Origin of the sequence: Pseudomonas sp. NFX224, assembly GCF_048565165.1 — a bacterium.
Taxonomy (GTDB): Bacteria; Pseudomonadota; Gammaproteobacteria; order Pseudomonadales; family Pseudomonadaceae; genus Aquipseudomonas.
In genome coordinates this window covers 3,483,950-3,506,232 of sequence record NZ_CP183416.1, presented here as the reverse complement: position 1 = coordinate 3,506,232, position 22,283 = coordinate 3,483,950, and the positions used below count along the sequence as shown (strand labels likewise).

The following is a 22,283-nucleotide window of genomic DNA, read 5'->3' as shown; positions in this document are numbered from 1 at the left end:
AGATCGCCATGAACACCGCCGCTGCTTTTGCCGACTTTCGTACCTATCCGTTAATCAGCGCGCTGACTGGCGTGCAGACGCTGGCGGACCGTGTTCTGGTGAAGTGGGCCGACAACCGCGTCAGCCCTTTCCACCATCAATGGCTGCGGGACAATTGCCCGTGCCCGCAGTGCGTTTACACCGTGACCCGTGAGCAAGTGCTGGAAATCGTCGATGTGGCTCAGGATCTGCTACCTCACGCCGTACACATCGACACTGAAGGCTGCCTGTCAGTGGATTGGCAGGATGGCCACGCCAGCCGCTTCGATCCCGGTTGGCTGCGCGCCCACGCCTATGACGACGAATCCCGCGCCGAACGTCAGGCAGGCAAACCCAAGGCCAGGCTTTGGCACAGCGATTTGCAGTTGCCGGTATTCGAATATCACGCACTGATGAACGACAACGACGCCTTGCTGCAATGGCTGCTGGCCGTGCGCGATACCGGTTTGACCCAGGTCCGTGGCGTGCCCACCGAACCCGGCTCGTTGAAGCTGATCGCCCAGCGGATTTCCTTCATCCGCGAGAGCAATTTCGGCGTGCTGTTCAACGTGCAATCCAAGGCCGATGCCGACAGCAACGCCTACACCGCTTTCAACCTGCCATTGCACAGCGACCTGCCGACTCGGGAGTTGCAACCGGGGCTGCAATTCCTGCATTGCCTGGTGAGCGACGCCGAGGGTGGCGAGAGTATTTTTGTCGACGGTTTCGCAATTGCCGAGGCGTTGCGTGGGGAAGATCCGGAGTCCTTCAAAAGCCTCTGCGAGATCCCCGTAGAGTTTCGCAACAAGGACCGCCACAGCGACTACCGGTGCCTGGCGCCGATCATCGCTCTGAATGCCTTGGGGCAAGTGTCGGAAATCCGCATGGCGAACTTTCTGCGCGGTCCGTTCGATGCGTCGGTGGAGCAGATGCCCAAGCTTTATCGCGCTTACCGTCGCTTCATTGCGATGACTCGCGAACCCCGCTTCAGGTTGATGAAGCGGCTCAATCCGGGTGAGCTGTGGTGCTTCGACAACCGCCGCACCCTGCACGCCCGCAATGCGTTCGACCCTGCCACCGGGGCGCGGCATTTCCAGGGTTGCTATGTCGACCGGGATGAGTTGCTGTCGCGGATTCTCGTGTTGCAACGCTAGACCGCGTCATCGTTCATCGCTGGCAAGCCAGCTCCCACAGGGAATTTGTGCACGACGCAGATCAAATGTGGGAGCGAGCCTGCTCGCGATGGCGTCAGTCAAGACACCTCATACTTCCTGGTTTCCCAGCCAAAAAAAGGCCCCGATCAAGCCGTGACAGGATCGAGGCAGAGGGTACTGTTGAGGAGCTGCCGTGCGAGGGTGACCAAACCTTCGTGAAGCGAGCTGAGTCCAGTGTGCCCCCTCCTTTGGCTGGTAAGTTGCCCGAAAACGACCTGTTCATAGCCAATGCTGCCATTGCGACAAATCGCCCTTGCCGACACCCGCCCCCCCCACCAGAATCGAACCACGACACCGTTCCCTGAAGAAGGATTGCGTCATGATGCACGTCGATTTGATAGACCAGGAAGACCTGTTGGGCCAGCTCAAGGCATTGGGGTTTCAAGTGCCCAGTGGCGCGACCGCCGAGCAGGCGTGCGAGTGCGCCGTAAGGGGCCTGGACGATACCCGGGCGTATGAACTGCGCAAGATGGTCAAGGAGATGTACACCAGCAGCGCGACGATCCTGCCGGCCGTGCGCCAGGCCATCGACAGGCAGTTGCTGCCGGCGCTGTCGGACTACCAGCAAAGCCATACCGGCCGATAAAAAATCAAAAGATCGCCGCCTTCGGCAGCGATCTTTTAATGACGCCTCGGTTTAAAGCCTTACGCTAGCGAACGTCGACTCATTGCGCGCCTGACTCAGCGCCGACAACGGCCCGGACAACGGCGACAGCACCAAGGCCTGCGGCAGCGGCATCATCGCCACTTGCTGGGTGGTATTGGACCCTACACGCTCGTCACGCGGTGGGATGCCGAAGTATTCGCGGTAGCACTTGGAGAAGTGCGGCGTGGACACGAAGCCACACACCGACGCCACTTCGATGATCGACATCGGCGTTTGCTTGAGCAACTGCCGCGCACGGATCAGCCGCAGCTTCAGGTAGTAACGCGACGGCGAGCAGTGCAGGTATTTCTGGAACAGCCGCTCCAGCTGACGACGGGACACGGCGACATACACCGCCAGTTCGTCGAGGTCGATCGGCTCTTCCAGGTTGGCTTCCATCAGCGCAACGATTTCCTGCAATTTCGGCTGGTTGGTGCCGAGCATGTGCTTGAGCGGCACGCGCTGGTGATCCTGCTCGTTGCGGATGCGCTCGTAGACGAACATCTCCGAGATTGCGGCGGACAGTTCACGGCCGTGATCGCGGCTGATCAGGTGCAGCATCATGTCCAGCGGCGCGGTGCCACCGGAGCTGGTGAAACGGTTACGGTCGAGGGTGAACAGGCGCGTGCTCATGGCCACCCGCGGAAACGCTTCCTGCATCGCCGCCAGACATTCCCAGTGCACGCTGCAATCGAAACCGTCCAGCAAGCCGGCACAGGCCAGGGCCCAGCTGCCGGTGCAGACCGCGCCGAGGCGACGGGACTGACGCGCCTGGCTTTGCAGCCATGACACGTGTTCTCGGGTAACCGTGCGTTGAATGCCGATGCCGCCGCAGACGATCACGGTGTCCAGGGGTGGTGCTTTGTGCATGGAGGCGTCAGGGGTGATCTGCAGACCGTCACTGGCCCAGACTTGACCGCCATCGACGGTGAGGGTGGTCCAGCGATACAGCTCGCGGCCGGACAACTGGTTAGCCATGCGTAGCGGTTCCACTGCCGAAGCCAGGGAAATCAGCGTGAAATTGTCCAGCAGCAGAAAGCCGATGGATTGAGGCGCACGGTTCTGGGGTTGGGCCCCGGAGTTGAACGACGTCATCGCGGTATCTCCTCACACAAAGCGGGTGATGGCCTCAGGCGGAGGCTCTTGTTATTGCCATCGTTCTCGCGTGGGAGACGGGCTTTGTAATGACAGAGCAATTGCCATGCCTAAAGTTGAATGGGCATTCAATAACTCCTGAAAACGACGTCGCGGCGTGTCTATATAAGACGCGCACTGAGTAGGGGTTATAAGTGCTATCAGCGGCGGCAAGTGCCCTGCCCCAACAGGTGTGAGCAAATCGGTAGCACTTGTGGGAACAGGGCTCCGAGCAGCCGGGGAAGAGTGTCACCGCAGGCACGGGTGACGGACGGTCGGCCCCTGGATGAGAGCCGACCACCGGTGAGACGAGTTATCTGTTAGCGACGCGCCAAAAGGTGGCGCGGTTTAAATCGGATGTTCACTTAGCGCGCAGTTTTGACTGCTCTGGCCCTTATCGCCAGCAGGCTGGCTCCCACAGATTTTGTGGTCGATACAAATCTACTGTGGGAGCCAGCCTGCTGGCGATAAGGGCACCTCGGTCTCAACACTCAACCGCGCTAACCGCCAAGCCACCCCGCGATGTCTCCTTATACTTGTCATGCATATCGGCACCGGTATCGCGCATCGTGCGAATCACCCGATCCAGCGAAATGAAGTGCTGCCCATCACCACGCAAAGCCATCTGCGCCGCGTTGATCGCTTTTACTGCCGCAATTGCGTTGCGCTCGATGCACGGCACCTGCACCAGACCGCCCACCGGGTCGCACGTCAGGCCGAGGTTGTGTTCCAGGCCGATTTCCGCCGCATTGCATAATTGCTCAGGCGAGGCGCCGAGGATTTCCGCCAGCCCCGCCGCCGCCATGGCACAGGCCGAACCGACTTCGCCCTGGCAACCGACTTCGGCACCGGAGATCGAAGCGTTCTTCTTGCACAGAATCCCGACCGAAGCCGCACCGAGGAAGTAGTCGACGACATTGACGTCGGTTACGTCTTCGCTGAATTTCATAAAGTAGTGCAACACCGCCGGAATGATCCCCGCCGCACCATTGGTCGGTGCCGTGACCATGCGCCCGCCCGCTGCGTTTTCTTCGTTGACCGCCAGGGCAAACAGGTTGACCCATTCCATGGCGCTCAGTGTCGAGCCGATCACGTTGGGTTTGTTCAGCTCCTGCAAACTGCGATGCAGTTTAGCTGCACGTCGGCGCACGTTCAGGCCACCGGGCAGGATGCCTTCGTGCTTGAGGCCGTGCTCGACGCAATCCTGCATGGCGCGCCAGAGTGTCATCAGGCCGCTGCGGATTTCTTCTTCGCTGCGCCAGACCTTCTCGTTGGCCAACATCAATTCAGCAACGCGTAAGTTATGTTTTTTGCACAGGGCCAGCAGCTCTGCCGCGCTGGAGAAATCGTACGGCAGCACGGTGCGATCCAGGTCGACCACACCACTGGCGGCTTGCGTCTCATCGACAACAAAACCGCCACCGACGGAATAGTAGGTGTCGCGGTGCAGTTCGCCGTCATCGCCTTCAACAATCAGGGTCATGGCATTCGGATGGAACGGCAGATTTTCGTCGATCAGACGCATGTCCCTGTTCCAGATGAAGGGCACCGACAAGCGACCATCGAGCAGCAGCGTATGGGTTTCCCGCAGGGTGGCGATGCGGATGCCGATTTGCGACGGATCGATCGCATCCGGCCACTCGCCCATCAGGCCCATGATCACGGCGTTGTCGCTGCCGTGACCGATGCCGGTGGCCGACAACGAACCATAGAGCTGAACTTCGACGCGCCGCACTTGTTCCAACAAACCACGCTCGCGCAAACCTTGCACGAACAGCGCCGCCGCCCGCATAGGCCCCACGGTGTGCGAACTGGAAGGGCCGATGCCGATTTTGAACAGGTCGAAAACACTGATAGCCATTACTGCCGAACTCCTGGATGAGCCAACTCCGGACGCAAAAGCGCCCGGTGGCGGAGCTGCTACGCTCAAGCTGCAATCCGCCGAGATGGCCGCATCATCAGTCTTTTGTCATGTCGTTCGACGTCTCACACCGACGCACTCATGCCCATGAACGCCGCGTGCGTTTTGCGCCATGTTTCGCCGTTTTTTTGCGGCGCAGAGGGGGGAAAAGGGACTGAAAAAATCTGTAAACGACGTCACTGACACTGGATGCGACCATCCCTGTACTGGATACGACGCACCCTGTAGGCGTCAGATTTTCACTGGTACATGATCGTATCGACTCGATTGCAAGGCGCCGTGGTAGAGCTGTCTCCAAAACGCCATCCAACCGCAACCTATAAGTGCGGTGGTCCAGTCGGAACACTGCCAAAAAAAACACCAAGGAGTCCATCCATGAAAGGTTCCCCGTCGTTGTTGTTGGCCGCCATGCTTAGTCTGCCGGTTCTGGCGCAAGCCGCCGAACCGGCCCAATGCAGCACCGTAAACTTCTCCGATGTCGGCTGGACTGACATTACCGTCACCACGGCCACCACCAGCGTCGTTCTTGACGCACTGGGCTACAAAACCAAAACCACCATGATTTCCGTACCAGTGACCTACAAGTCCCTGGCCGACGGCAAGAACATGGACATTTTCCTCGGCAACTGGATGCCGACCATGGAAAACGACATCAAGCCTTACCGCGATGCCGGTACCGTGGACACCCTGCGCGCCAACCTCGAAAACGCAAAATACACACTCGCCGTACCGGAAGAGTTGTATAACAAAGGTCTGAAGGATTTCGCCGACATCGCCAAGTTCAAAAAGGAACTGGACGGCAAAATCTACGGCATCGAGCCGGGTAACGACGGCAACCGTCTGATCCAGAGCATGATCGACAAGAACGCCTTCGGCTTGAAAGACGCCGGCTTCAAGGTGGTCGAGTCCAGCGAGGCAGGCATGCTCTCGCAAGTCGATCGCGCCCAGCGCCGCAACACCGCCGTGGTGTTCCTGGGCTGGGAACCGCATCCGATGAACACACGCTTCAAGATGAAGTACCTGACTGGCGGCGACGAGTTCTTCGGCCCCAACTTCGGTCAGGCGACCATCTTCACCAACACCCGCAAGGGTTACGCCCAGGAATGCAGCAACGTGGGTCAGCTGCTTAAAAACCTGGTGTTCACCCTCGACATGGAAAGCACGCTGATGGGCAACGTCCTGGACGACAAGATGAAGCCTGACGCGGCCGCCAAGGCCTGGCTGAAAAAGAACCCACAGGTGCTCGATACCTGGCTCGCTGGCGTGACCACCATTGACGGTAAACCTGGCCTGGAGGCCGTGAAAGCCAAGCTCGCGCAGTAATCGCTTATGCCGGGCGGGTTCGCCTGCCCGGGCTGTTTATTTCCTTGCATGCGGACGTTCACTACCATGCTGATTGATCAGAAAATACCTTTAGGCCAGTACATCGCAGGCTTCGTTGAATGGTTGACGCAACACGGCGCCAACACCTTCGACGCAATTGCCGTGTCACTGGAAACGATGATCCACGGCGTGACGTTTGCGCTGACCTGGTTCAACCCGCTGGTCTTGATCGGCCTGATCGCACTACTGGCACACTTCATCCAGCGCAAATGGGGCCTGACCGCCTTCGTCATTGCATCCTTTCTGCTGATCCTCAACCTGGGGTACTGGCAGGAAACCATGGAAACCCTCGCCCAGGTGTTGTTCGCCACCCTGGTCTGCGTGGTCATCGGCGTACCGTTGGGTATCGTCGCCGCGCACAAACCGATGTTCTACACCATGATGCGTCCGGTGCTCGATCTGATGCAGACCGTACCGACCTTCGTGTACCTCATTCCTACCCTGACCCTCTTCGGTCTGGGTGTGGTCCCGGGCCTGATCTCGACGGTGGTGTTCGCGATTGCCGCGCCCATCCGCCTGACCTACCTGGGCATCCGCGATGTCCCGCAAGAATTGATGGACGCCGGCAAGGCCTTTGGCTGCTCGCGCCGTCAGCTGCTCTCACGTATCGAACTGCCCCACGCCATGCCAAGCATCGCGGCGGGCATCACCCAGTGCATCATGCTGTCGTTGTCGATGGTGGTGATCGCGGCACTGGTGGGCGCCGATGGACTCGGCAAACCGGTGGTCAACGCACTGAACACTGCTGATATCGCCCTGGGCTTCGAAGCGGGCCTGGCGATCGTACTGCTGGCGATCATGCTCGACCGTATCTGCAAACAACCCGACGCCAAAGTAGGGGGTGACGCATGAGCATAATTCGCTTTGAAGACGTCGACGTAATCTTCACCAGAGATCCGCGCGAAGCCCTGAAGCTTCTCGATCAAGGTTTGACCCGCAGCGAGATCCTGAAAAAGACCGGGCAGATCGTTGGCGTGGAAAAGGCCAGCCTGGACATCGAAAAAGGTGAAATCTGCGTACTGATGGGCCTGTCCGGCTCGGGCAAATCCAGCCTGCTGCGCTGCATCAACGGCCTCAACACCGTCAGCCGCGGCAAGCTGTTCGTCGAGCACGAAGGCAAGCAGATCAACATTGCTTCCTGTACCCCGGCCGAACTGAAAATGATGCGCACCAAGCGCATCGCGATGGTGTTCCAGAAGTTCGCCCTGATGCCTTGGCTGACCGTGCGCGAGAACATCAGTTTTGGTCTGGAAATGCAGGGTCGTCCGGAGAAGGAACGCAAGAAACTGGTCGATGAAAAACTTGAACTGGTGGGCCTGACCCAATGGCGCAACAAGAAACCCGATGAGCTGTCCGGTGGTATGCAACAGCGCGTAGGCCTGGCCCGTGCGCTGGCGATGGACGCCGACATTCTGCTGATGGACGAACCGTTCTCGGCACTCGACCCGCTGATCCGCCAGGGTTTGCAGGACGAACTGCTGGAGCTGCAACGCAAGCTGAGCAAAACCATCGTGTTCGTGAGCCACGACCTCGATGAAGCCCTGAAACTCGGCAGCCGCATTGCGATCATGAAAGACGGCCGGATCATCCAGTACAGCAAACCGGAAGAAATCGTTCTGAACCCGGCAGACGACTATGTGCGGACCTTCGTCGCCCACACCAACCCGCTGAACGTGCTGTGCGGTCGCAGCCTGATGCGCACCCTGGACAACTGCAAGCGTATCAACGGTTCGGTGTGCCTTGATCCGGGTGGTGATTCGTGGCTGGACCTCGCGGAAGGCAACACCATCAAGGGCGCTCGTCAGAACGGCTCTGCGCTGGACTTGCAGAACTGGGTGCCGGGTCAGGCTGTTGAAGGCCTGGGCCGCAAACCGACACTGGTGGATTCGAACATCGGCATGCGCGACGCGTTGCAGATTCGTTATCAGACCGGCAACAAACTGGTGCTGCACGACAACAACCATGTGGTGGGGATTCTCGGCGACAGCGAGCTGTATCACGCGCTGCTCGGCAAGAATCTGGGGTAAAGGCAACAGAGACAAAAACGCCGCGAGAGGATCGCGGCGTTTTTGTTAGTGCAGACTGGGGACTGGCCATTGTGGCGAGGGAGCTTGCTCCCGCTTGAGTGCGCAGCACTCACAAATTCCAGGGGTCGCTTCGCAACCCAGCGGGAGCAAGCTCCCTCGCCACAACAGCGAAATGCATCTCCTCAGATTCAGCTATACACCCGGCCAAGGAGCTGCCGATGGCTTTCAAACTGATCGAGCACATCCCGCGTGATCTGATCCTGAGTGAAGCCCATCAGGTCGTAATCCTGGCTGCCGTTGTGCAGGTACACCTCGGCACGGTAGTAACGTTGACGCGCCTCATCGGACTGCGCCGACTCGGTTGGCGTGGCCAGATAACCGTCCAGGCTGACTTCGTAGACAAACGGGTTGCCCTCTTCCATCTCGACCCGCACGCCCATGCAACGCTTGGACTTGCCCAGCAGCGTCTGTACTTCCAGGCCTTGGGCACGCATTTGCGTCGTCGCATCCTGCAATGCCGGGCTCACATGCTTGTCCATGAAGCGCTGAACGACCGACTGGCTCGGTTGCAGGTCCAGTTGCGTCAAGCGCTCGCTGAAACCACGGCGACCGCGCGCCGCCAACTCCGCTTGCTCCTGTTCGATCTGCACGTCCTGGCGCATGGCCTTGTGCAAGCCGAACATGAAGAACACCAACACCACCGAGAACGGCAGGCCGGCCAGCACCACCATGGTTTGCATGGCTTCAAAGTTACCGGCGAACAGCAGGCCGATGGTCACCAGCGTGATCACCGCCGACCAGAAAATGCGCAGCCAGTGCGGGGCATCTTCGTCGACGTTGCCGCCCTTGCAGGAAAGGTTGGCCATCATCACCGCGCCGGAATCCGCCGGAGTCAGGAACAACACGAAACCCACGAAAATCGACACGCCGATCACAACCTTCGACGCCGGATAATGCTCAAGCAACTGGTAGATCGCCATGGACGGCTGTTCCAGCGCCGTTTTCCCAAGCTCCACCGCCCCGTGGTTCATCACCAGGTCCAGGGCCGAGTTACCGAAGATCGACAGCCACGCCAGCGTGAAACCCAGCGGAATCAGCAGCACGCCGGCCACCAGTTCACGCACCGTTCGGCCACGGGAAATACGCGCGATGAACATGCCTACGAATGGCGCCCAAGAAATCCACCAAGCCCAGTAGAACAGGGTCCACAGGCCCAACCAGCGGTCGGACTTCTCACTGTCGCCTTCGTACACATAGAGATCGAAGGTCTTCAGCACCACACCGTTCAGGTAATCACCGACGTTCTGCACGAAGCCGTTGAGCAGGTGCAGGGTCGGGCCGAACAACAGCACGAAAATCAGCAGGCCGCTGAACAGCACGATGTTCAGGTTGGACAGACGACGAATACCGTTTTCCACGCCCGACACGGCAGCGATGGTCGCCACGGTGCTCATCACGATGATCACGATCAGCAGGTTGGTGTTGCTGTGCTCCATGCCGAACAGGTTTTCCAGGCCCGACGACACTTGCAGCGAACCAATCCCCAGGTTGGTCACCAGACCCAGCAAGGTCACAAACATGCCGAAGCCGTCCACCGCATGACCGGCCGCGCCTTTGACCCAGCGCTCGCCCACCAGCGGATACAGCGCCGAACGCAACGCCAGCGGCTGGTTATGACGGTAGGCAAAGTAGGCAACGGCCAGACCGACCAATGCGTAGATCGCCCAGCCGTGCAGGCCCCAGTGCAGGAACGTCAGCTGCACCGCCTGACGGGCGGCAAGATTGCTGCCAGCCACGCCTTCCGGCGGATTGAAGTAGTGATCCAGCGGCTCGGAGGCACCGAAGTACAGCAACGAAATGCCGATGCCCGACGAGAACAGCATCCCCGCCCAGGCGCCGTAGCTGAAGTCCGGCGTATCGTCCTTGCTGCCCAGTTTCAGTTTGCCGTAGGACGAAAACGCCAACCCGACCACGAAAATCAGATAGGCGGCAATCACCACCATGTAGTACCAGCCGAAGCTGCGGGACAACCAGGCCTGAGCCGTACCCAGCAGTCTGCCGGCCTCTTGCGGGGCGATGATCAGAATGGCGGTCAACAACAGAATCAACGCGGTAGAGGTGTAAAACACCCAACCGTTGACCGTCACCTTCTCGGGTGGGGTCTTTATTAGCGAGGCAGAACTCATGGCACAGATGCTCCAGGCAGTGCGAGAGAAGAACGCAAGACAAACGAGTTACCCGACTAATCGGTTAGTGGGCAGCCGACCGACGGGTGATATAAAGACACCCCGAAAAAAGCCCGAAAGCCTGAAGCGCCGTGGCGCATAGGTTTCGAGCGATTTCGGAAGTCGATTTTTTCGCCGCAACCTGTAGGAAAAATCTGTAGATAGCGACGATTTGTCGCAGATCTTATTCTTTGTTGATTGAACGTTCAATCAAAACAAAATAGACTGGCCCACAAGCTGATAGACGTTCTACGTCTGCCGGAAGGCCTAAGGAGATGTGCAAGATGCCCAAGGTCGGTATGCAACCCATCCGTCGCCAGCAATTGATCGAAGCCACTTTGCAGGCCGTCGATCAGGTCGGAATGGGGGACGCCAGCATTGCGCTGATCGCCCGTTTGGCCGGTGTCTCGAACGGCATCATCAGTCACTACTTTCAGGACAAGAATGGCCTGATCGCCGCCACCATGGGGTACTTGATGACGGTGCTGAGCGAGAACGTCACCGCGCGCCGACTGGCGCTGACAGATGACAGCCCGCGGGCGCATCTGCAGGTGATCATCGAAGGCAACTTCGACGCCAGCCAAGTCAACGGCCCGGCAATGAAAACCTGGCTGGCCTTCTGGGCCACCAGCATGCACCAGCCGTCTTTGCACAGGTTGCAGCGGATCAACGATCACCGCCTGTATTCCAACCTGTGCTGCCAGTTCCGCCGTGTGCTGCCGCTCGATGATGCGCGCAGCGCCGCCCGGGGCCTGGCAGCGTTGATTGACGGTTTGTGGTTGCGCGGCGCGCTGTCGGGAGACGCTTTCGACACCGGGCAGGCGCAACAGATCGCTTACGAATACATGGATATCCAACTGGCCAAGCGGGTGAGTTAGAGCACACACAGAACGCTCAACCACCGGACCGAGCCAACCACTTATGCTCTTGCGAGGACTTTATGGCCCGTTTCGAATTGCAAAAACTCTACATCGATGGTGCTTACAGCGACGCCAGCAGCGACGCTACTTTCGAAGCCATCAACCCGGCTAACGGTGAAGTCCTCGCAAAAGTACAGCGCGCCACCTTCGACGACGTCGAGCGCGCCGTCGTCAGCGCCGAAAAGGGCCAGAAAATCTGGGCTGCCATGACCGCCATGGAGCGTTCGCGCATCCTGCGTCGCGCCGTGGAAATCCTGCGTGAGCGCAACGACGAACTGGCCGCCCTGGAAACCCTGGACACCGGTAAAGCATTCTCCGAAACCAAGTACGTCGACATCGTCACCGGCGCTGACGTGCTGGAATACTACGCAGGCCTGGTGCCGGCCATCGAAGGCGAGCAGATTCCGCTGCGCACCACCTCGTTCGTCTACACCCGTCGCGAGCCGCTGGGCGTCGTGGCCGGTATCGGCGCGTGGAACTACCCGATCCAGATCGCCCTGTGGAAATCCGCACCGGCCCTGGCGGCCGGTAACGCGATGATCTTCAAGCCAAGCGAAGTCACCTCGCTGACCACCCTGAAACTGGCCGAGATCTACACCGAAGCCGGCCTGCCAAACGGCGTGTTCAACGTCCTGACCGGCAGCGGCCGTGAAGTCGGCACCTGGCTGACCGAGCACCCGCGCATCGAGAAGATCTCGTTCACCGGCGGCACCGACACTGGCAAGAAAGTCATGGCCAGCGCTTCGGCTTCGTCGCTCAAAGACGTGACCATGGAACTGGGCGGCAAATCCCCGCTGATCATCTGCGACGATGCCGACCTCGATCGCGCTGCCGACACCGCGATGATGGCCAACTTCTACAGCTCCGGACAGGTCTGCACCAACGGCACTCGCGTGTTCGTACCGGCTCACCTGAAAGCCGCTTTCGAAGCCAAGATCGCTGAACGCGTTGCTCGCATCCGCATCGGCAACCCGGAAGATGAAAACACCAATTTCGGTCCGCTGGTGAGCTTCGCGCACATGGAAAGCGTGCTGGGCTACATCGCCAAGGGCAAGGAAGAAGGCGCACGCGTTCTGTGCGGCGGTGAGCGTCTGACCGACGGCGAATTCGGCAAAGGCGCCTTCGTCGCGCCGACCGTGTTCACCGATTGCACCGACGACATGACCATCGTCCGTGAAGAGATCTTTGGCCCGGTGATGGCGATCCTGTCGTACGAAACCGAGGAAGAAGTGATCCGCCGCGCCAACAACACCGACTTCGGCCTGGCCGCCGGTATCGTCACCAAGGATCTGAACCGCGCCCACCGCGTGATTCATCAGCTCGAAGCCGGTATCTGCTGGATCAACGCCTGGGGCGAATCCGACGCCAAGATGCCGGTCGGCGGCTACAAGCAGTCGGGTGTCGGCCGTGAGAACGGCATCAGCTCGCTGAACAACTTCACCCGCATCAAATCGGTACAGGTTGAACTGGGCGATTACGTCTCGGTGTTCTAAGGCGGCATTTGCTTCGCCTGCGAGGCCGTCATCGCCAGCAGGCTGGCTCCCACAGGAGTACGCATTTCAATGTGGGAGCCAGCCTGCTGGCGATCGAGTGCGCAGCACTCGCCATGGCCTGACCTGAACCAACTTCAAAGAGGGTGCATTCAATGTCCCAAGTATTCGATTACATCATCATCGGTGCCGGCTCCGCCGGTAACACCCTGGCGACCCGTCTGACTGAAGACGAAGGCGTCACCGTCCTGCTGCTCGAAGCGGGCGGCCCGGACTACCGTTTCGACTTCCGCACGCAAATGCCTGCGGCGCTGGCGTTCCCGCTGCAAGGTCGTCGCTACAACTGGGCGTACGAAACCGATGCCGAGCCACACATGGACGGTCGTCGCATGGAGTGCGGTCGCGGCAAGGGCTTGGGCGGTTCCTCGCTGATCAACGGCATGTGCTACATCCGCGGCAACGCCATGGACTACGACGGCTGGGCGAAACTGCCAGGCCTGGAAGACTGGTCGTACCTCGACTGCCTGCCGTACTTCCGCAAAGCGGAAACCCGCGACATCGGCCCGAACGATTACCACGGTGGCGAAGGCCCGGTCAGCGTGACCACGCCGAAAGCCGGCAACAACCCGCTGTTCCACGCCATGGTTGAAGCCGGTGTACAGGCCGGTTACCCGCGCACCGAAGACTTGAACGGCTACCAGCAGGAAGGCTTCGGCCCGATGGACCGCACCGTGACGCCGAAAGGCCGTCGTGCTTCCACCGCCCGTGGCTACCTGGACGTCGCCAAGAAGCGTTCGACCCTGACCATCGTCACCCACGCCCTGACCGACAAGATCCTGTTCGACGGCAAGCGTGCGGTCGGCGTGCGTTACCTGGTGGGCGATGCTGAAGAGCGCGTTGAAGTCAAAGCCCGCAAGGAAGTGCTGCTGTGCTCCGGCGCCATTGCTTCGCCGCAGATCCTGCAACGCTCCGGCGTCGGCCCGGCCGAACTGCTGAACACGCTCGACATTCCGGTGGTCCACGACCTGCCGGGTGTTGGTGAAAACCTGCAGGATCACCTTGAGCTGTACCTGCAATACGCGTGCACCCAACCGATCTCGCTGTACCCGTCGCTGCTCCTGCACAACCAGCCGGCCATCGGTGCCGAGTGGCTGTTCAACGGCACCGGCATCGGCGCCAGCAACCAGTTCGAAGCCGGCGGTTTCATCCGTACCCGTCCGGAATTCGAATGGCCGAACATCCAGTACCATTTCCTGCCGGTAGCGATTAACTACAACGGCAGCAACGGTGTAAAAGAGCACGGCTTCCAGGCGCACATGGGCTCCATGCGCTCGCCAAGCCGCGGGCGCATCCAGGCCAAGTCGAAAGACCCGCGCCAGCACCCGAGCATCCTGTTCAACTACATGGCCACCGAGCAGGACTGGCAGGAATTTCGCGACGGCATCCGCCTGACCCGTGAAATCATGCAGCAACCTGCACTGGACGCCTTCCGTGGTCGCGAAATCAGCCCGGGCATCGACGTGCAAACCGATGAGCAACTGGACACGTTCATCCGCGAACACGCCGAAACCGCGTTCCACCCGTCCTGCTCGTGCAAGATGGGCGCCGATGAGATGGCCGTGGTCGATGGCGAAGGTCGCGTGCATGGCATGCAAGGCCTGCGCGTAGTGGATGCCTCGATCATGCCGATCATCACCACCGGCAACCTGAATGCACCGACGATCATGATGGCCGAGAAAATCGCCGACAAGATCCGTGGCCGCAAGCCGTTGCCGCGCAGCAAGGCCAACTATTACGTAGCGGGCGATGCGCCGGTGAAGGGCAAGCCTATGCGGGAAGTGAGCCAGACGGCGTAAAGCTTAACACCGCGTCACGGCCAATCGCTGGCAGGCCAGCTCCCACAGGGGATCGGAAGTGAACACATCTTTTGTGAACACTGAAGATCAAATGTGGGAGCTGGCCTGCCAGCGATGAAGCCCTACAAATCAGCACACCTCTCCCTGATTCACAGTAATTCCTCCTGCAACCCTCTTTACTTGATCCGCCCCCCCGCACAGGCCTACTCTAGCGCCACGCAATCGTTTCACCCCTCCCCCTCGCAACACCGCTTGGCCGTCACTCCATACCAAGGAGGTTCCCGAATGTTCGATTTCCACCCCCAGCTCAAGCAGCGCTTTGCTGCGTTGTGCACGGGCGCTGAATTCTTTTCCCTGCGTTATGTGCGCGAATCCGGCCAGTACCTGTCGGTGCGCAAGAACGTCGCCGAACCGCCGAGCCTGAGCCGTGACGAAGGGGCAATGCTGACCGTGCGGGTCAACGGCGTCGAAGCCTATGCCGCGACCAACGACCTGTCGCAACAAGGCCTGCAAGCGGCGCTGGACCGAGCAGAGCAACAAGCCCGTCGACTCAAGCCCCACGCCCTGCTGGACCTGCGCGAACAAGCCGTCTCCAGTGACCGCGCCGATTATTTCTCGCCGAACCACAACCAGCCGTTCCCGTCCCTGAGCGATTGCTACGCCTTGCTCAGTGCCGAATCCGCCGCCGTTCCAAAGGACGAGCGACTGGTGAACTGGCAGGTGAGCATCGGCATTACCCACGTCGAGCAGATCTACCTCAACAGCGCCGGCGCCGAGCTGCGCCAGGCCCAGCGTTTCGTCTACCCCGGCCTCGATGTCACCGCCTACGACGGCAACGACAGTCAGACCCGCACCCTCGGCCGGGAAAACTTCGGTCAACAGGGTGGTTTTGATGTCATCAGCCGCTGTGGACTGATCGGCGCCGGGGTAATAATCGCCGATCAGGCGCTGCAATTGCTGCTTGCGCCGAATACACCGCAAGGTCCGCGCGACCTGCTGTTGATGCCCGACCAGATGATGCTGCAGATCCACGAATCCATCGGCCACCCCCTGGAACTGGACCGCATCCTCGGCGACGAACGCAATTACGCCGGCACCAGTTTCGTCAAAGCCGAAGACTTCGGCCACCTGCAATACGGTTCGAAACTGCTCAACGTGACCTTCGATCCGGACATCCCGGAACAGCTCGCCAGCTACGGCCATGACGACGACGGTACGGCCGCCAGCAAACAATTCCTGATCCGCGAAGGCCTGTTGTTGCGGCCGTTGGGCGGTGCGCTGTCGCAGTTCCGTGCTGGCATGGATGGCGTCGCCAATAGCCGCGCCTGTGGCTGGAATCGTCCACCGATCGACCGCATGGCCAACCTGAACATCGAGCCGGGCGATCAACCGCTGGAACAACTGATCGGCAACATCGAGCACGGCATCCTGATGAGCACCAACCGTTCGTGGTCCATCGACGATGCGCGCAACAAGTTCCAGTTCGGCTGCGAATGGGGCCAGTTGATCGAGAACGGTGAGCTCAAGGGCGTGGTGAAAAACCCGAACTACCGGGCGATTTCCGCGCAGTTCTGGAAGAGCCTCAGCGCCGTCGGCGATGCCAACACCTTCAAGGTCCTCGGCACGCCGAATTGCGGCAAGGGCGAGCCGAATCAGGTCATTCGCGTCGGCCACGCGTCGCCAGCGTGTGTGTTCAGCAACGTTGATGTATTTGGGGGAGACGCCTGATGAGCACTTCAAAATCTCAGGCCGAGTCGTTCAAGGCCTTGGTCGCCGGATTGCGCGCCGCGCTGCACGAGCCGGAACAATTCACCCTCAGTTACGCCGCCGAAACATCGGCCTTCGTGCGTTTCAATCACGCCAAGGTGCGGCAGGCCGGGCAGGTGCAGCAGGCAAGCATCGGCCTGAAACTGATCAACGAGGGTCGCCATGCGGATCTGCAGATCACCCTGGCGGGCGAGCCCGAAGTCGACCTTCAGCGTTTGTCCGAAGGCCTGCAACAGCTGCGCGAAACCTTGCCGTTGCTGCCAAAGGACCCGTACCTGCTGCTCAACTACAACGGCTGGCAAAGCAAGAACGTGCAGGAACACCCACTGCCGGACACTGAGCAAGCCGTCGCCGAAATCACCCAGGCCGCTGAAGGGCTGGACATGGTCGGCTTTTATGCAGCCGGTCCGATCAGCCGTGGTTTCGCCAGCTCTGCCGGGGCGTTTGGCTGGCATCAGGCCAACAGCTTCAATTTCGATTTCAGCCTGTTCCACGAAAACGGCCAGGCGGTGAAAGCCAGCTATGCCGGACATGACTGGAGCAGCGAAGGCTTTACCAAGCGCTTCCGACAGGCCCGTGAACAGCTTGAGTTTTTGGGGCGGCCGTTGCGCACCGTGCCGCCAGGCCAATACCGCGCCTACCTCGCGCCCGCCGCACTGGAAGAAATCATGGGCATGCTGTGCTGGGGTGGTTTTTCCGCGCAGTCGATTGCCAGCAAAAGCAGTCCGCTGCAGAAACTCTACGGGGGCGATCAACACTTCAGCCCGTTGGTCTCGCTGGATGAAAAAGTCAGTGGTTCGCTGAGTCCGGCATTCTCTGACGAAGGCTATCCACGCAGCGATCTGAAATTGATTGTCGAGGGTCAGGCCGGCGCGCAACTGGTCGGTTCACGCAGCGCCGCCGAATACGGCTTGACCGCCAACGGTGCCAGCGGCGGCGAATCGCCGAGTGCGTTGAACTTGAACGCAGGGGACTTGCCTGAGGCGGACATCCTCAAGCAACTGGGCACCGGTTTGTACATCAGCAACCTGTGGTACCTGAATTTCTCGGATCAACCGGCGGCACGCCTGACCGGCATGACCCGTTTCGCGACGTTCTGGGTCGAGAACGGCGAGATTCAGGCACCGGTCAGCACCATGCGTTTCGATGACAGCGCCTTCAGCCTGCTCGGTTTGCAGTTGGAAGCACTGACCCAGGAGCGCGAGATGCTGTTGTCGGCGAGTACCTATAGCCAGAGGGCAACGGCGTCGGCATTGTTGCCGGGGGCGTTGGTCAGCCGGTTGACCCTGACCTTGTAAACACAGAAATCCCGGCACACCGGGAATCCTGTAGGAGCGAGCCTGCTCGCGATAGCAGTAGTTCAGTCGACGTTAATGTTGAATGAAAGGGCCTCATCGCGAGCAGGCTCGCTCCCACATGGACTGCGATCACTTCAACCTCCAAGAGGTCCCATGCCCAATCGCCTGCCTCTCGATCCTGTCACCGCCCGCTGGGTGCCGTGGGTCGTCGCCATTGCGTTTTTCATGCAGTCCCTCGACGGGACGATCCTCAACACCGCTTTGCCGGCCATGGCCAGCGATCTGGCCGAAGACCCGCTGCGCATGCAGGGCGTGATCATCGCCTACATGCTCACGGTCGCCTTGCTGATTCCCGCTTCCGGCTGGATCGCCGACCGCTTCGGCACCAAAAAAATCTTCTTCAGCGCGATTCTGCTATTCAGCCTCGGCTCGCTGCTTTGCGCGTTGTCGACCACCCTCACCCAACTGATCGGCGCTCGGGTGATCCAGGGCCTGGGCGGTGCACTGATGCTGCCGGTCGGTCGATTGGTGGTGCTGCGTGCCTACCCGCGTTCGGAACTGGTGCGAATCATGGGCTTCATCACCATTCCCGGCCTGCTCGGCCCGCTGATCGGCCCGACCATGGGCGGCTGGATGGTGCAATACCTCACCTGGCACTGGATCTTCCTGATCAACCTGCCGGTCGGTGTGGTCGGTTGCTACGCCGTGTGGAAATTCATCCCCGACCTGCGCGGTTCAGAACGCACACGCTTCGATAGCCTGGGTTTCGTGCTGTTCGGCGCGGCGATGATCCTGATCACCATCGCCATGGAAGGCTTGGGAGAACTGCACCTGCCGCACCTGCGGGTAATGCTGCTGTTGTTCGGCGGCATGGCGTGTCTGGCGGCGTACTGGTTGCGCGCCGGGCATATCGACAATCCGTTGTTCGCGCCGTCGCTGTTCAAGACCCGGACTTTTGCGGTCGGCATTCTCGGCAACCTGTTCGCCCGCCTCGGCAGCGGCGCCCTGCCGTTCCTGGTGCCGTTGCTGTTACAAGTGGCGCTGGGGTATTCGCCGTCTCAAGCGGGGATGAGCATGCTGCCACTGGCGGCGGCGGCGATGATCGCCAAGTGGGTGGCACGGCCACTGATCGAACGCTTGGGCTACCGCATCGTGTTGACCGGCAACACCCTGGCGCTGGGGATCATGCTCGCGAGCATGGGCCTGGTCAGCGAGCAGACGCCGTACTGGCTGCTGCTGTGCCTGCTGGCGATTCTCGGTGCGATCAACTCCTTGCAGTTCACCGCGATGAACACCGTGACCCTGATCGACCTCGACGACGCCAGCGCCAGCAGCGGCAACAGCCTGTTGTCGGTGGTCGCGCAATTGTCCCTGAGCCTCGGCGTCGCGTGCGCCGGTGCACTGTTGGGCGGGTTCACGGCGGAGATTGGAAACGACGGTGTAGACACGGTTCTGGGTGCCTTTCAGCTGACATTCGTGACAGTGGGAATCATGGCCATGCTGGCCGCGGCTATCTTTTCCCAGCTCTCAAAGGAAGACGGACGGCGCGTCAAACGTCCGGAAGAGCACATCGAACCTTAGGGCGAATGGCCATCGGACTGGTACACTGCGCGACATTTTGTTTTGCAGGCCAGTCCCGTGACCACCATCGCCACCGAATTTAATACTTTGCCGCTCTCCGCCGCCATGCTGGCTAACCTCGACTCCCTCGGTTATGCCCAGATGACGCCGATCCAGGCGCAAAGCTTGCCGGTGATCCTCAAGGGGATGGACCTGATCGCCCAGGCCAAGACCGGCAGCGGCAAGACCGCCGCCTTCGGTATCGGCCTGTTGAACCCTATCAATCCGCGCTATTTCGGTTGCCAGGCGCTGATCCTGTGCCCGACCCGTGAGCTGGCCGATCAGGTCGCCAAGGAAATCCGTCGCCTGGCCCGCGCCGAAGACAACATCAAGGTCCTGACCCTGTGCGGCGGCGTGTCCCTCGGCCCGCAGATCGCTTCGCTGGAACACGGTGCGCACATCATCGTCGGCACCCCGGGGCGCATCCAGCAACACTTGCGCAAGGGCTCGCTGGTCCTTCATGGCCTGAACACGCTGATCCTCGACGAAGCCGACCGCATGCTCGACATGGGTTTCTACGATTCCATCGAAGAAATCATCATGCAGGCCCCGGAACGTCGCCAGACGTTGCTGTTCTCGGCCACCTACCCGGTGGGCATCAAGCAACTGGCCTCGAAATTCATGCGTAACCCGCAGCAAGTGAAGGCCGAAGCGTTCCACGACGACACGCAGATCGAGCAGCGTTTCTACGAGATCTCCCCGGAAGAGCGCATGAGCGCCGTGACCAAGGTCCTCGGCCATTTCCGTCCGGCGTCCTGCGTAGCGTTCTGCTTCACCAAGCAGCAGGTTCAGGAAACCGTTGATCACCTGACCGCCAAGGGCATCTCCGCCGTCGGCCTGCACGGCGACCTGGAACAGCGTGACCGTGACCAGGTGCTGGCGATGTTCGCCAACCGCAGCACCTCGGTACTGGTCGCCACCGACGTCGCCGCCCGCGGTCTGGACATCGATTCGCTGGACATGGTGATCAACGTCGAACTGGCCCGTGACTCGGAAATCCACATCCACCGCGTCGGCCGTACCGGTCGTGCCGGTGAGAAAGGCCTCGCGATCAGCCTCGTCGCGCCGTCCGAAGCGCAGCGCGCACAAGCCATCGAACAATTGCAGAAGTCGCCATTGACCTGGGATCAGGTGGACAACCTCGTCTCTCAGGGTGGCGGTCCGCTGCTGCCGCAGATGAGCACCCTGTGCATCGGCGCCGGTCGTAAAGACAAGGTTCGCCCGGGCGACATCCTTGGCGCACTGACCGGTGACGCCGGCATTCCAGGTGCCCAGGTCGGCAAGATCGCGATTTTCGACTTCCAGGCTTACGTGGCTGTGGACCGTGGCGTTGCCAAGCAGGCCTTGCAACGCCTGAACGACGGCAAGATCAAGGGCCGTTCGCTGCGCGTGCGCATCCTGTAAAAACGCCGTATACCCCTGTGGGAGCTGGCCTGCCAGCGATGACATCACCCGGTCTGGCTGGCAAACCGAGTCGATGCTATCGCTGGCAGGCCAGCTCCCACATTTGATTGCATTCCAGACCAGTTTTTGTGCGAGGACACCGTTTTGCGCTCTACCGAAGTCGTGATCATTGGCGCTGGCGCCGCAGGGTTGATGTGTGCGCTGACCGCCGCCGGGCGCGGGCGCAAGGTGCTGTTGCTCGACCATGCCAACAAGGCCGGCAAGAAAATCCTGATGTCGGGCGGTGGCCGCTGCAACTTCACCAACATGTACACCGAACCCGGCAATTTCCTCTCGCAGAATGCGCACTTCTGCAAATCGGCGTTGGCCCGCTACACCCAGTGGGATTTCATCGGCATGGTCGCCAAGCACGGCGTGCCGTACCACGAGAAAAAACTCGGCCAGTTGTTCTGCGATAACAAATCCAGCGACATCCTCGAAATGCTGCTCAACGAGTGCGATCAGGTCGGCGTCAGCCTGCACCTGGACACCTCGATCCAGACCATCGAGAAGCTTGAGCAGGGCTATTTGCTCGATACGACGCTCGGGCAGGTGACGTGCGAATCGCTGGTGATCGCCACCGGCGGCCTGTCGATCCCAACCCTCGGCGCGACCGGTTTCGGCTATCAAGTGGCCAAGCAATTCGGCCACGAACTGCTGCCGACCCGCGCCGGTCTGGTGCCATTCACCATTACCGATCAGCTCAAGGAACTGTGCACCGAGCTGTCCGGCACCTCGGTGGATTGCCTGGTGAGCTGCAACGACCAAAGTTTCCGCGAGAATATTCTATTCACCCACCGCGGCCTCAGCGGCCCGGCGATTTTGCAGATTTCTTCGTTCTGGGAATCCGGTGACACTGTCGAAATCAACCTGATGCCGGATCATGACGTGCCGAGCTGGCTGCAACAGCAACAGGCCGAACGCCCCAACAGCGAGCTGAAAACCCTGCTCGGGGAAATCTTCACCAAGAAGATGGCCAACCTGCTGGCGGACAACTGGTTTGCCTCCAAGCCGATGAAGCAGTACACCCACGCAGAGATTGCAGACATCGCCGAAAAACTGGCGAGCTGGAAAGTCGTGCCGGCCGGCACTGAAGGCTACCGCACTGCGGAAGTGACACTGGGCGGCGTGGACACCAACGAGGTGTCATCCAAGACCATGGAATCGCTGAAAAGCCCGGGGCTGTACTTCATCGGTGAAGTGCTCGACGTGACCGGGCATCTGGGTGGTTTCAACTTCCAGTGGGCGTGGGCTTCGGGTTACGCGGCTGCTCAGTACGTCTGATTCAACGCAATACCTGTAGGAGCGAGCCTGATAAGGA

16 protein-coding genes are annotated in these 22,283 nt (G+C 60.3%); 13 read left to right on the top strand and 3 right to left on the bottom strand.

Annotated elements, in window-relative coordinates; genetic code table 11:
- Positions 1 to 8: 8 nt before the first annotated feature.
- Positions 9 to 1,172, top strand: a complete 1,164-nt coding sequence (locus tag ACNYC6_RS15825; RefSeq protein WP_419708220.1) for a gamma-butyrobetaine dioxygenase — start codon at positions 9 to 11, stop codon at positions 1,170 to 1,172.
- A 379-nt stretch (positions 1,173 to 1,551) separates the two neighbouring features.
- The gene (locus ACNYC6_RS15820) at positions 1,552 to 1,818 is read left to right on the top strand and encodes a hypothetical protein (RefSeq protein WP_419708219.1); all 267 of its coding nucleotides are present in this window, start codon (positions 1,552 to 1,554) and stop codon (positions 1,816 to 1,818) included.
- 51 nt (positions 1,819 to 1,869) lie between these two features.
- Here ACNYC6_RS15820 and ACNYC6_RS15815 read toward each other — a convergent pair whose 3' ends face one another.
- The gene (locus tag ACNYC6_RS15815) at positions 1,870 to 2,973 is read right to left on the bottom strand and encodes a GlxA family transcriptional regulator (protein WP_047534337.1); all 1,104 of its coding nucleotides are present in this window, start codon (positions 2,971 to 2,973) and stop codon (positions 1,870 to 1,872) included.
- Positions 2,974 to 3,496: 523 nt separating this feature from the next.
- Positions 3,497 to 4,873, bottom strand: a complete 1,377-nt coding sequence (locus ACNYC6_RS15810; protein WP_419708218.1) for an L-serine ammonia-lyase — start codon at positions 4,871 to 4,873, stop codon at positions 3,497 to 3,499.
- Between the two features lie 435 nt (positions 4,874 to 5,308).
- Between ACNYC6_RS15810 and ACNYC6_RS15805 the strand changes: the two genes are divergently transcribed.
- The 3 genes from ACNYC6_RS15805 to choV all read left to right on the top strand — a co-directional run bounded on the left by ACNYC6_RS15805 (position 5,309) and on the right by choV (position 8,343).
- Complete coding sequence (locus ACNYC6_RS15805; RefSeq protein WP_419708217.1) at positions 5,309 to 6,256, top strand: choline ABC transporter substrate-binding protein; 948 nt, start codon at positions 5,309 to 5,311, stop codon at positions 6,254 to 6,256.
- Between the two features lie 66 nt (positions 6,257 to 6,322).
- Complete coding sequence (gene choW, locus ACNYC6_RS15800) at positions 6,323 to 7,168, top strand: choline ABC transporter permease subunit (RefSeq protein ID WP_150701681.1); 846 nt, start codon at positions 6,323 to 6,325, stop codon at positions 7,166 to 7,168.
- On the top strand, positions 7,165 to 8,343 hold the full coding sequence (choV, locus tag ACNYC6_RS15795; protein WP_419708216.1) for a choline ABC transporter ATP-binding protein: 1,179 nt from the start codon (positions 7,165 to 7,167) through the stop codon (positions 8,341 to 8,343). The genes choW and choV overlap by 4 nt, the downstream gene beginning before the upstream one ends.
- A 188-nt stretch (positions 8,344 to 8,531) precedes the next feature.
- Here the strand turns inward: choV and ACNYC6_RS15790 are convergent, their stop codons facing one another.
- On the bottom strand, positions 8,532 to 10,472 hold the full coding sequence (locus ACNYC6_RS15790) for a BCCT family transporter (protein WP_224791561.1): 1,941 nt from the start codon (positions 10,470 to 10,472) through the stop codon (positions 8,532 to 8,534).
- Between the two features lie 380 nt (positions 10,473 to 10,852).
- On the opposite strand from ACNYC6_RS15790, the gene betI reads away from it, so the two are divergent.
- The 8 genes from betI to ACNYC6_RS15750 all read left to right on the top strand — a co-directional run bounded on the left by betI (position 10,853) and on the right by ACNYC6_RS15750 (position 22,246).
- The gene (betI, locus tag ACNYC6_RS15785; protein WP_419708215.1) at positions 10,853 to 11,446 is read left to right on the top strand and encodes a transcriptional regulator BetI; all 594 of its coding nucleotides are present in this window, start codon (positions 10,853 to 10,855) and stop codon (positions 11,444 to 11,446) included.
- Positions 11,447 to 11,508: 62 nt separating this feature from the next.
- On the top strand, positions 11,509 to 12,981 hold the full coding sequence (gene betB, locus ACNYC6_RS15780) for a betaine-aldehyde dehydrogenase (protein WP_419708214.1): 1,473 nt from the start codon (positions 11,509 to 11,511) through the stop codon (positions 12,979 to 12,981).
- 152 nt (positions 12,982 to 13,133) lie between these two features.
- A complete protein-coding gene (gene betA, locus ACNYC6_RS15775; protein WP_419708213.1) occupies positions 13,134 to 14,834 on the top strand; it encodes a choline dehydrogenase in 1,701 nt (566 codons plus the stop codon).
- Between the two features lie 285 nt (positions 14,835 to 15,119).
- Positions 15,120 to 16,562, top strand: a complete 1,443-nt coding sequence (locus ACNYC6_RS15770; RefSeq protein WP_419708212.1) for a TldD/PmbA family protein — start codon at positions 15,120 to 15,122, stop codon at positions 16,560 to 16,562.
- On the top strand, positions 16,562 to 17,899 hold the full coding sequence (locus ACNYC6_RS15765; protein ID WP_419708211.1) for a TldD/PmbA family protein: 1,338 nt from the start codon (positions 16,562 to 16,564) through the stop codon (positions 17,897 to 17,899). Before ACNYC6_RS15770 ends, ACNYC6_RS15765 begins: the two co-directional genes overlap by 1 nt.
- A gap of 153 nt (positions 17,900 to 18,052) precedes the next feature.
- Positions 18,053 to 19,480, top strand: a complete 1,428-nt coding sequence (mdtD, locus tag ACNYC6_RS15760) for a multidrug transporter subunit MdtD (protein ID WP_419708210.1) — start codon at positions 18,053 to 18,055, stop codon at positions 19,478 to 19,480.
- Positions 19,481 to 19,585: 105 nt separating this feature from the next.
- Complete coding sequence (dbpA, locus tag ACNYC6_RS15755) at positions 19,586 to 20,923, top strand: ATP-dependent RNA helicase DbpA (RefSeq protein WP_419712973.1); 1,338 nt, start codon at positions 19,586 to 19,588, stop codon at positions 20,921 to 20,923.
- Positions 20,924 to 21,067: 144 nt separating this feature from the next.
- The gene (locus tag ACNYC6_RS15750; RefSeq protein ID WP_419708209.1) at positions 21,068 to 22,246 is read left to right on the top strand and encodes an NAD(P)/FAD-dependent oxidoreductase; all 1,179 of its coding nucleotides are present in this window, start codon (positions 21,068 to 21,070) and stop codon (positions 22,244 to 22,246) included.
- The last annotated feature ends 37 nt before the right edge of the window (positions 22,247 to 22,283 follow it).

What these genes read in the sequence shown, in the direction of transcription:
- ACNYC6_RS15825 (WP_419708220.1), top strand. Translation starts at nt 9, where the DNA reads ATGAACACCGCCGCTGCTTTTGCCGACTTTCGTACCTATCCGTTAATC.
- ACNYC6_RS15820 (WP_419708219.1), top strand. Translation starts at nt 1,552, where the DNA reads ATGATGCACGTCGATTTGATAGACCAGGAAGACCTGTTGGGCCAGCTC.
- ACNYC6_RS15815 (WP_047534337.1), bottom strand. Translation starts at nt 2,973, where the DNA reads ATGACGTCGTTCAACTCCGGGGCCCAACCCCAGAACCGTGCGCCTCAA.
- ACNYC6_RS15810 (WP_419708218.1), bottom strand. Translation starts at nt 4,873, where the DNA reads ATGGCTATCAGTGTTTTCGACCTGTTCAAAATCGGCATCGGCCCTTCC.
- ACNYC6_RS15805 (WP_419708217.1), top strand. Translation starts at nt 5,309, where the DNA reads ATGAAAGGTTCCCCGTCGTTGTTGTTGGCCGCCATGCTTAGTCTGCCG.
- choW (WP_150701681.1), top strand. Translation starts at nt 6,323, where the DNA reads ATGCTGATTGATCAGAAAATACCTTTAGGCCAGTACATCGCAGGCTTC.
- choV (WP_419708216.1), top strand. Translation starts at nt 7,165, where the DNA reads ATGAGCATAATTCGCTTTGAAGACGTCGACGTAATCTTCACCAGAGAT.
- betI (WP_419708215.1), top strand. Translation starts at nt 10,853, where the DNA reads ATGCCCAAGGTCGGTATGCAACCCATCCGTCGCCAGCAATTGATCGAA.
- betB (WP_419708214.1), top strand. Translation starts at nt 11,509, where the DNA reads ATGGCCCGTTTCGAATTGCAAAAACTCTACATCGATGGTGCTTACAGC.
- betA (WP_419708213.1), top strand. Translation starts at nt 13,134, where the DNA reads ATGTCCCAAGTATTCGATTACATCATCATCGGTGCCGGCTCCGCCGGT.
- ACNYC6_RS15770 (WP_419708212.1), top strand. Translation starts at nt 15,120, where the DNA reads ATGTTCGATTTCCACCCCCAGCTCAAGCAGCGCTTTGCTGCGTTGTGC.
- ACNYC6_RS15765 (WP_419708211.1), top strand. Translation starts at nt 16,562, where the DNA reads ATGAGCACTTCAAAATCTCAGGCCGAGTCGTTCAAGGCCTTGGTCGCC.
- mdtD (WP_419708210.1), top strand. Translation starts at nt 18,053, where the DNA reads ATGCCCAATCGCCTGCCTCTCGATCCTGTCACCGCCCGCTGGGTGCCG.
- dbpA (WP_419712973.1), top strand. Translation starts at nt 19,586, where the DNA reads ATGCTGGCTAACCTCGACTCCCTCGGTTATGCCCAGATGACGCCGATC.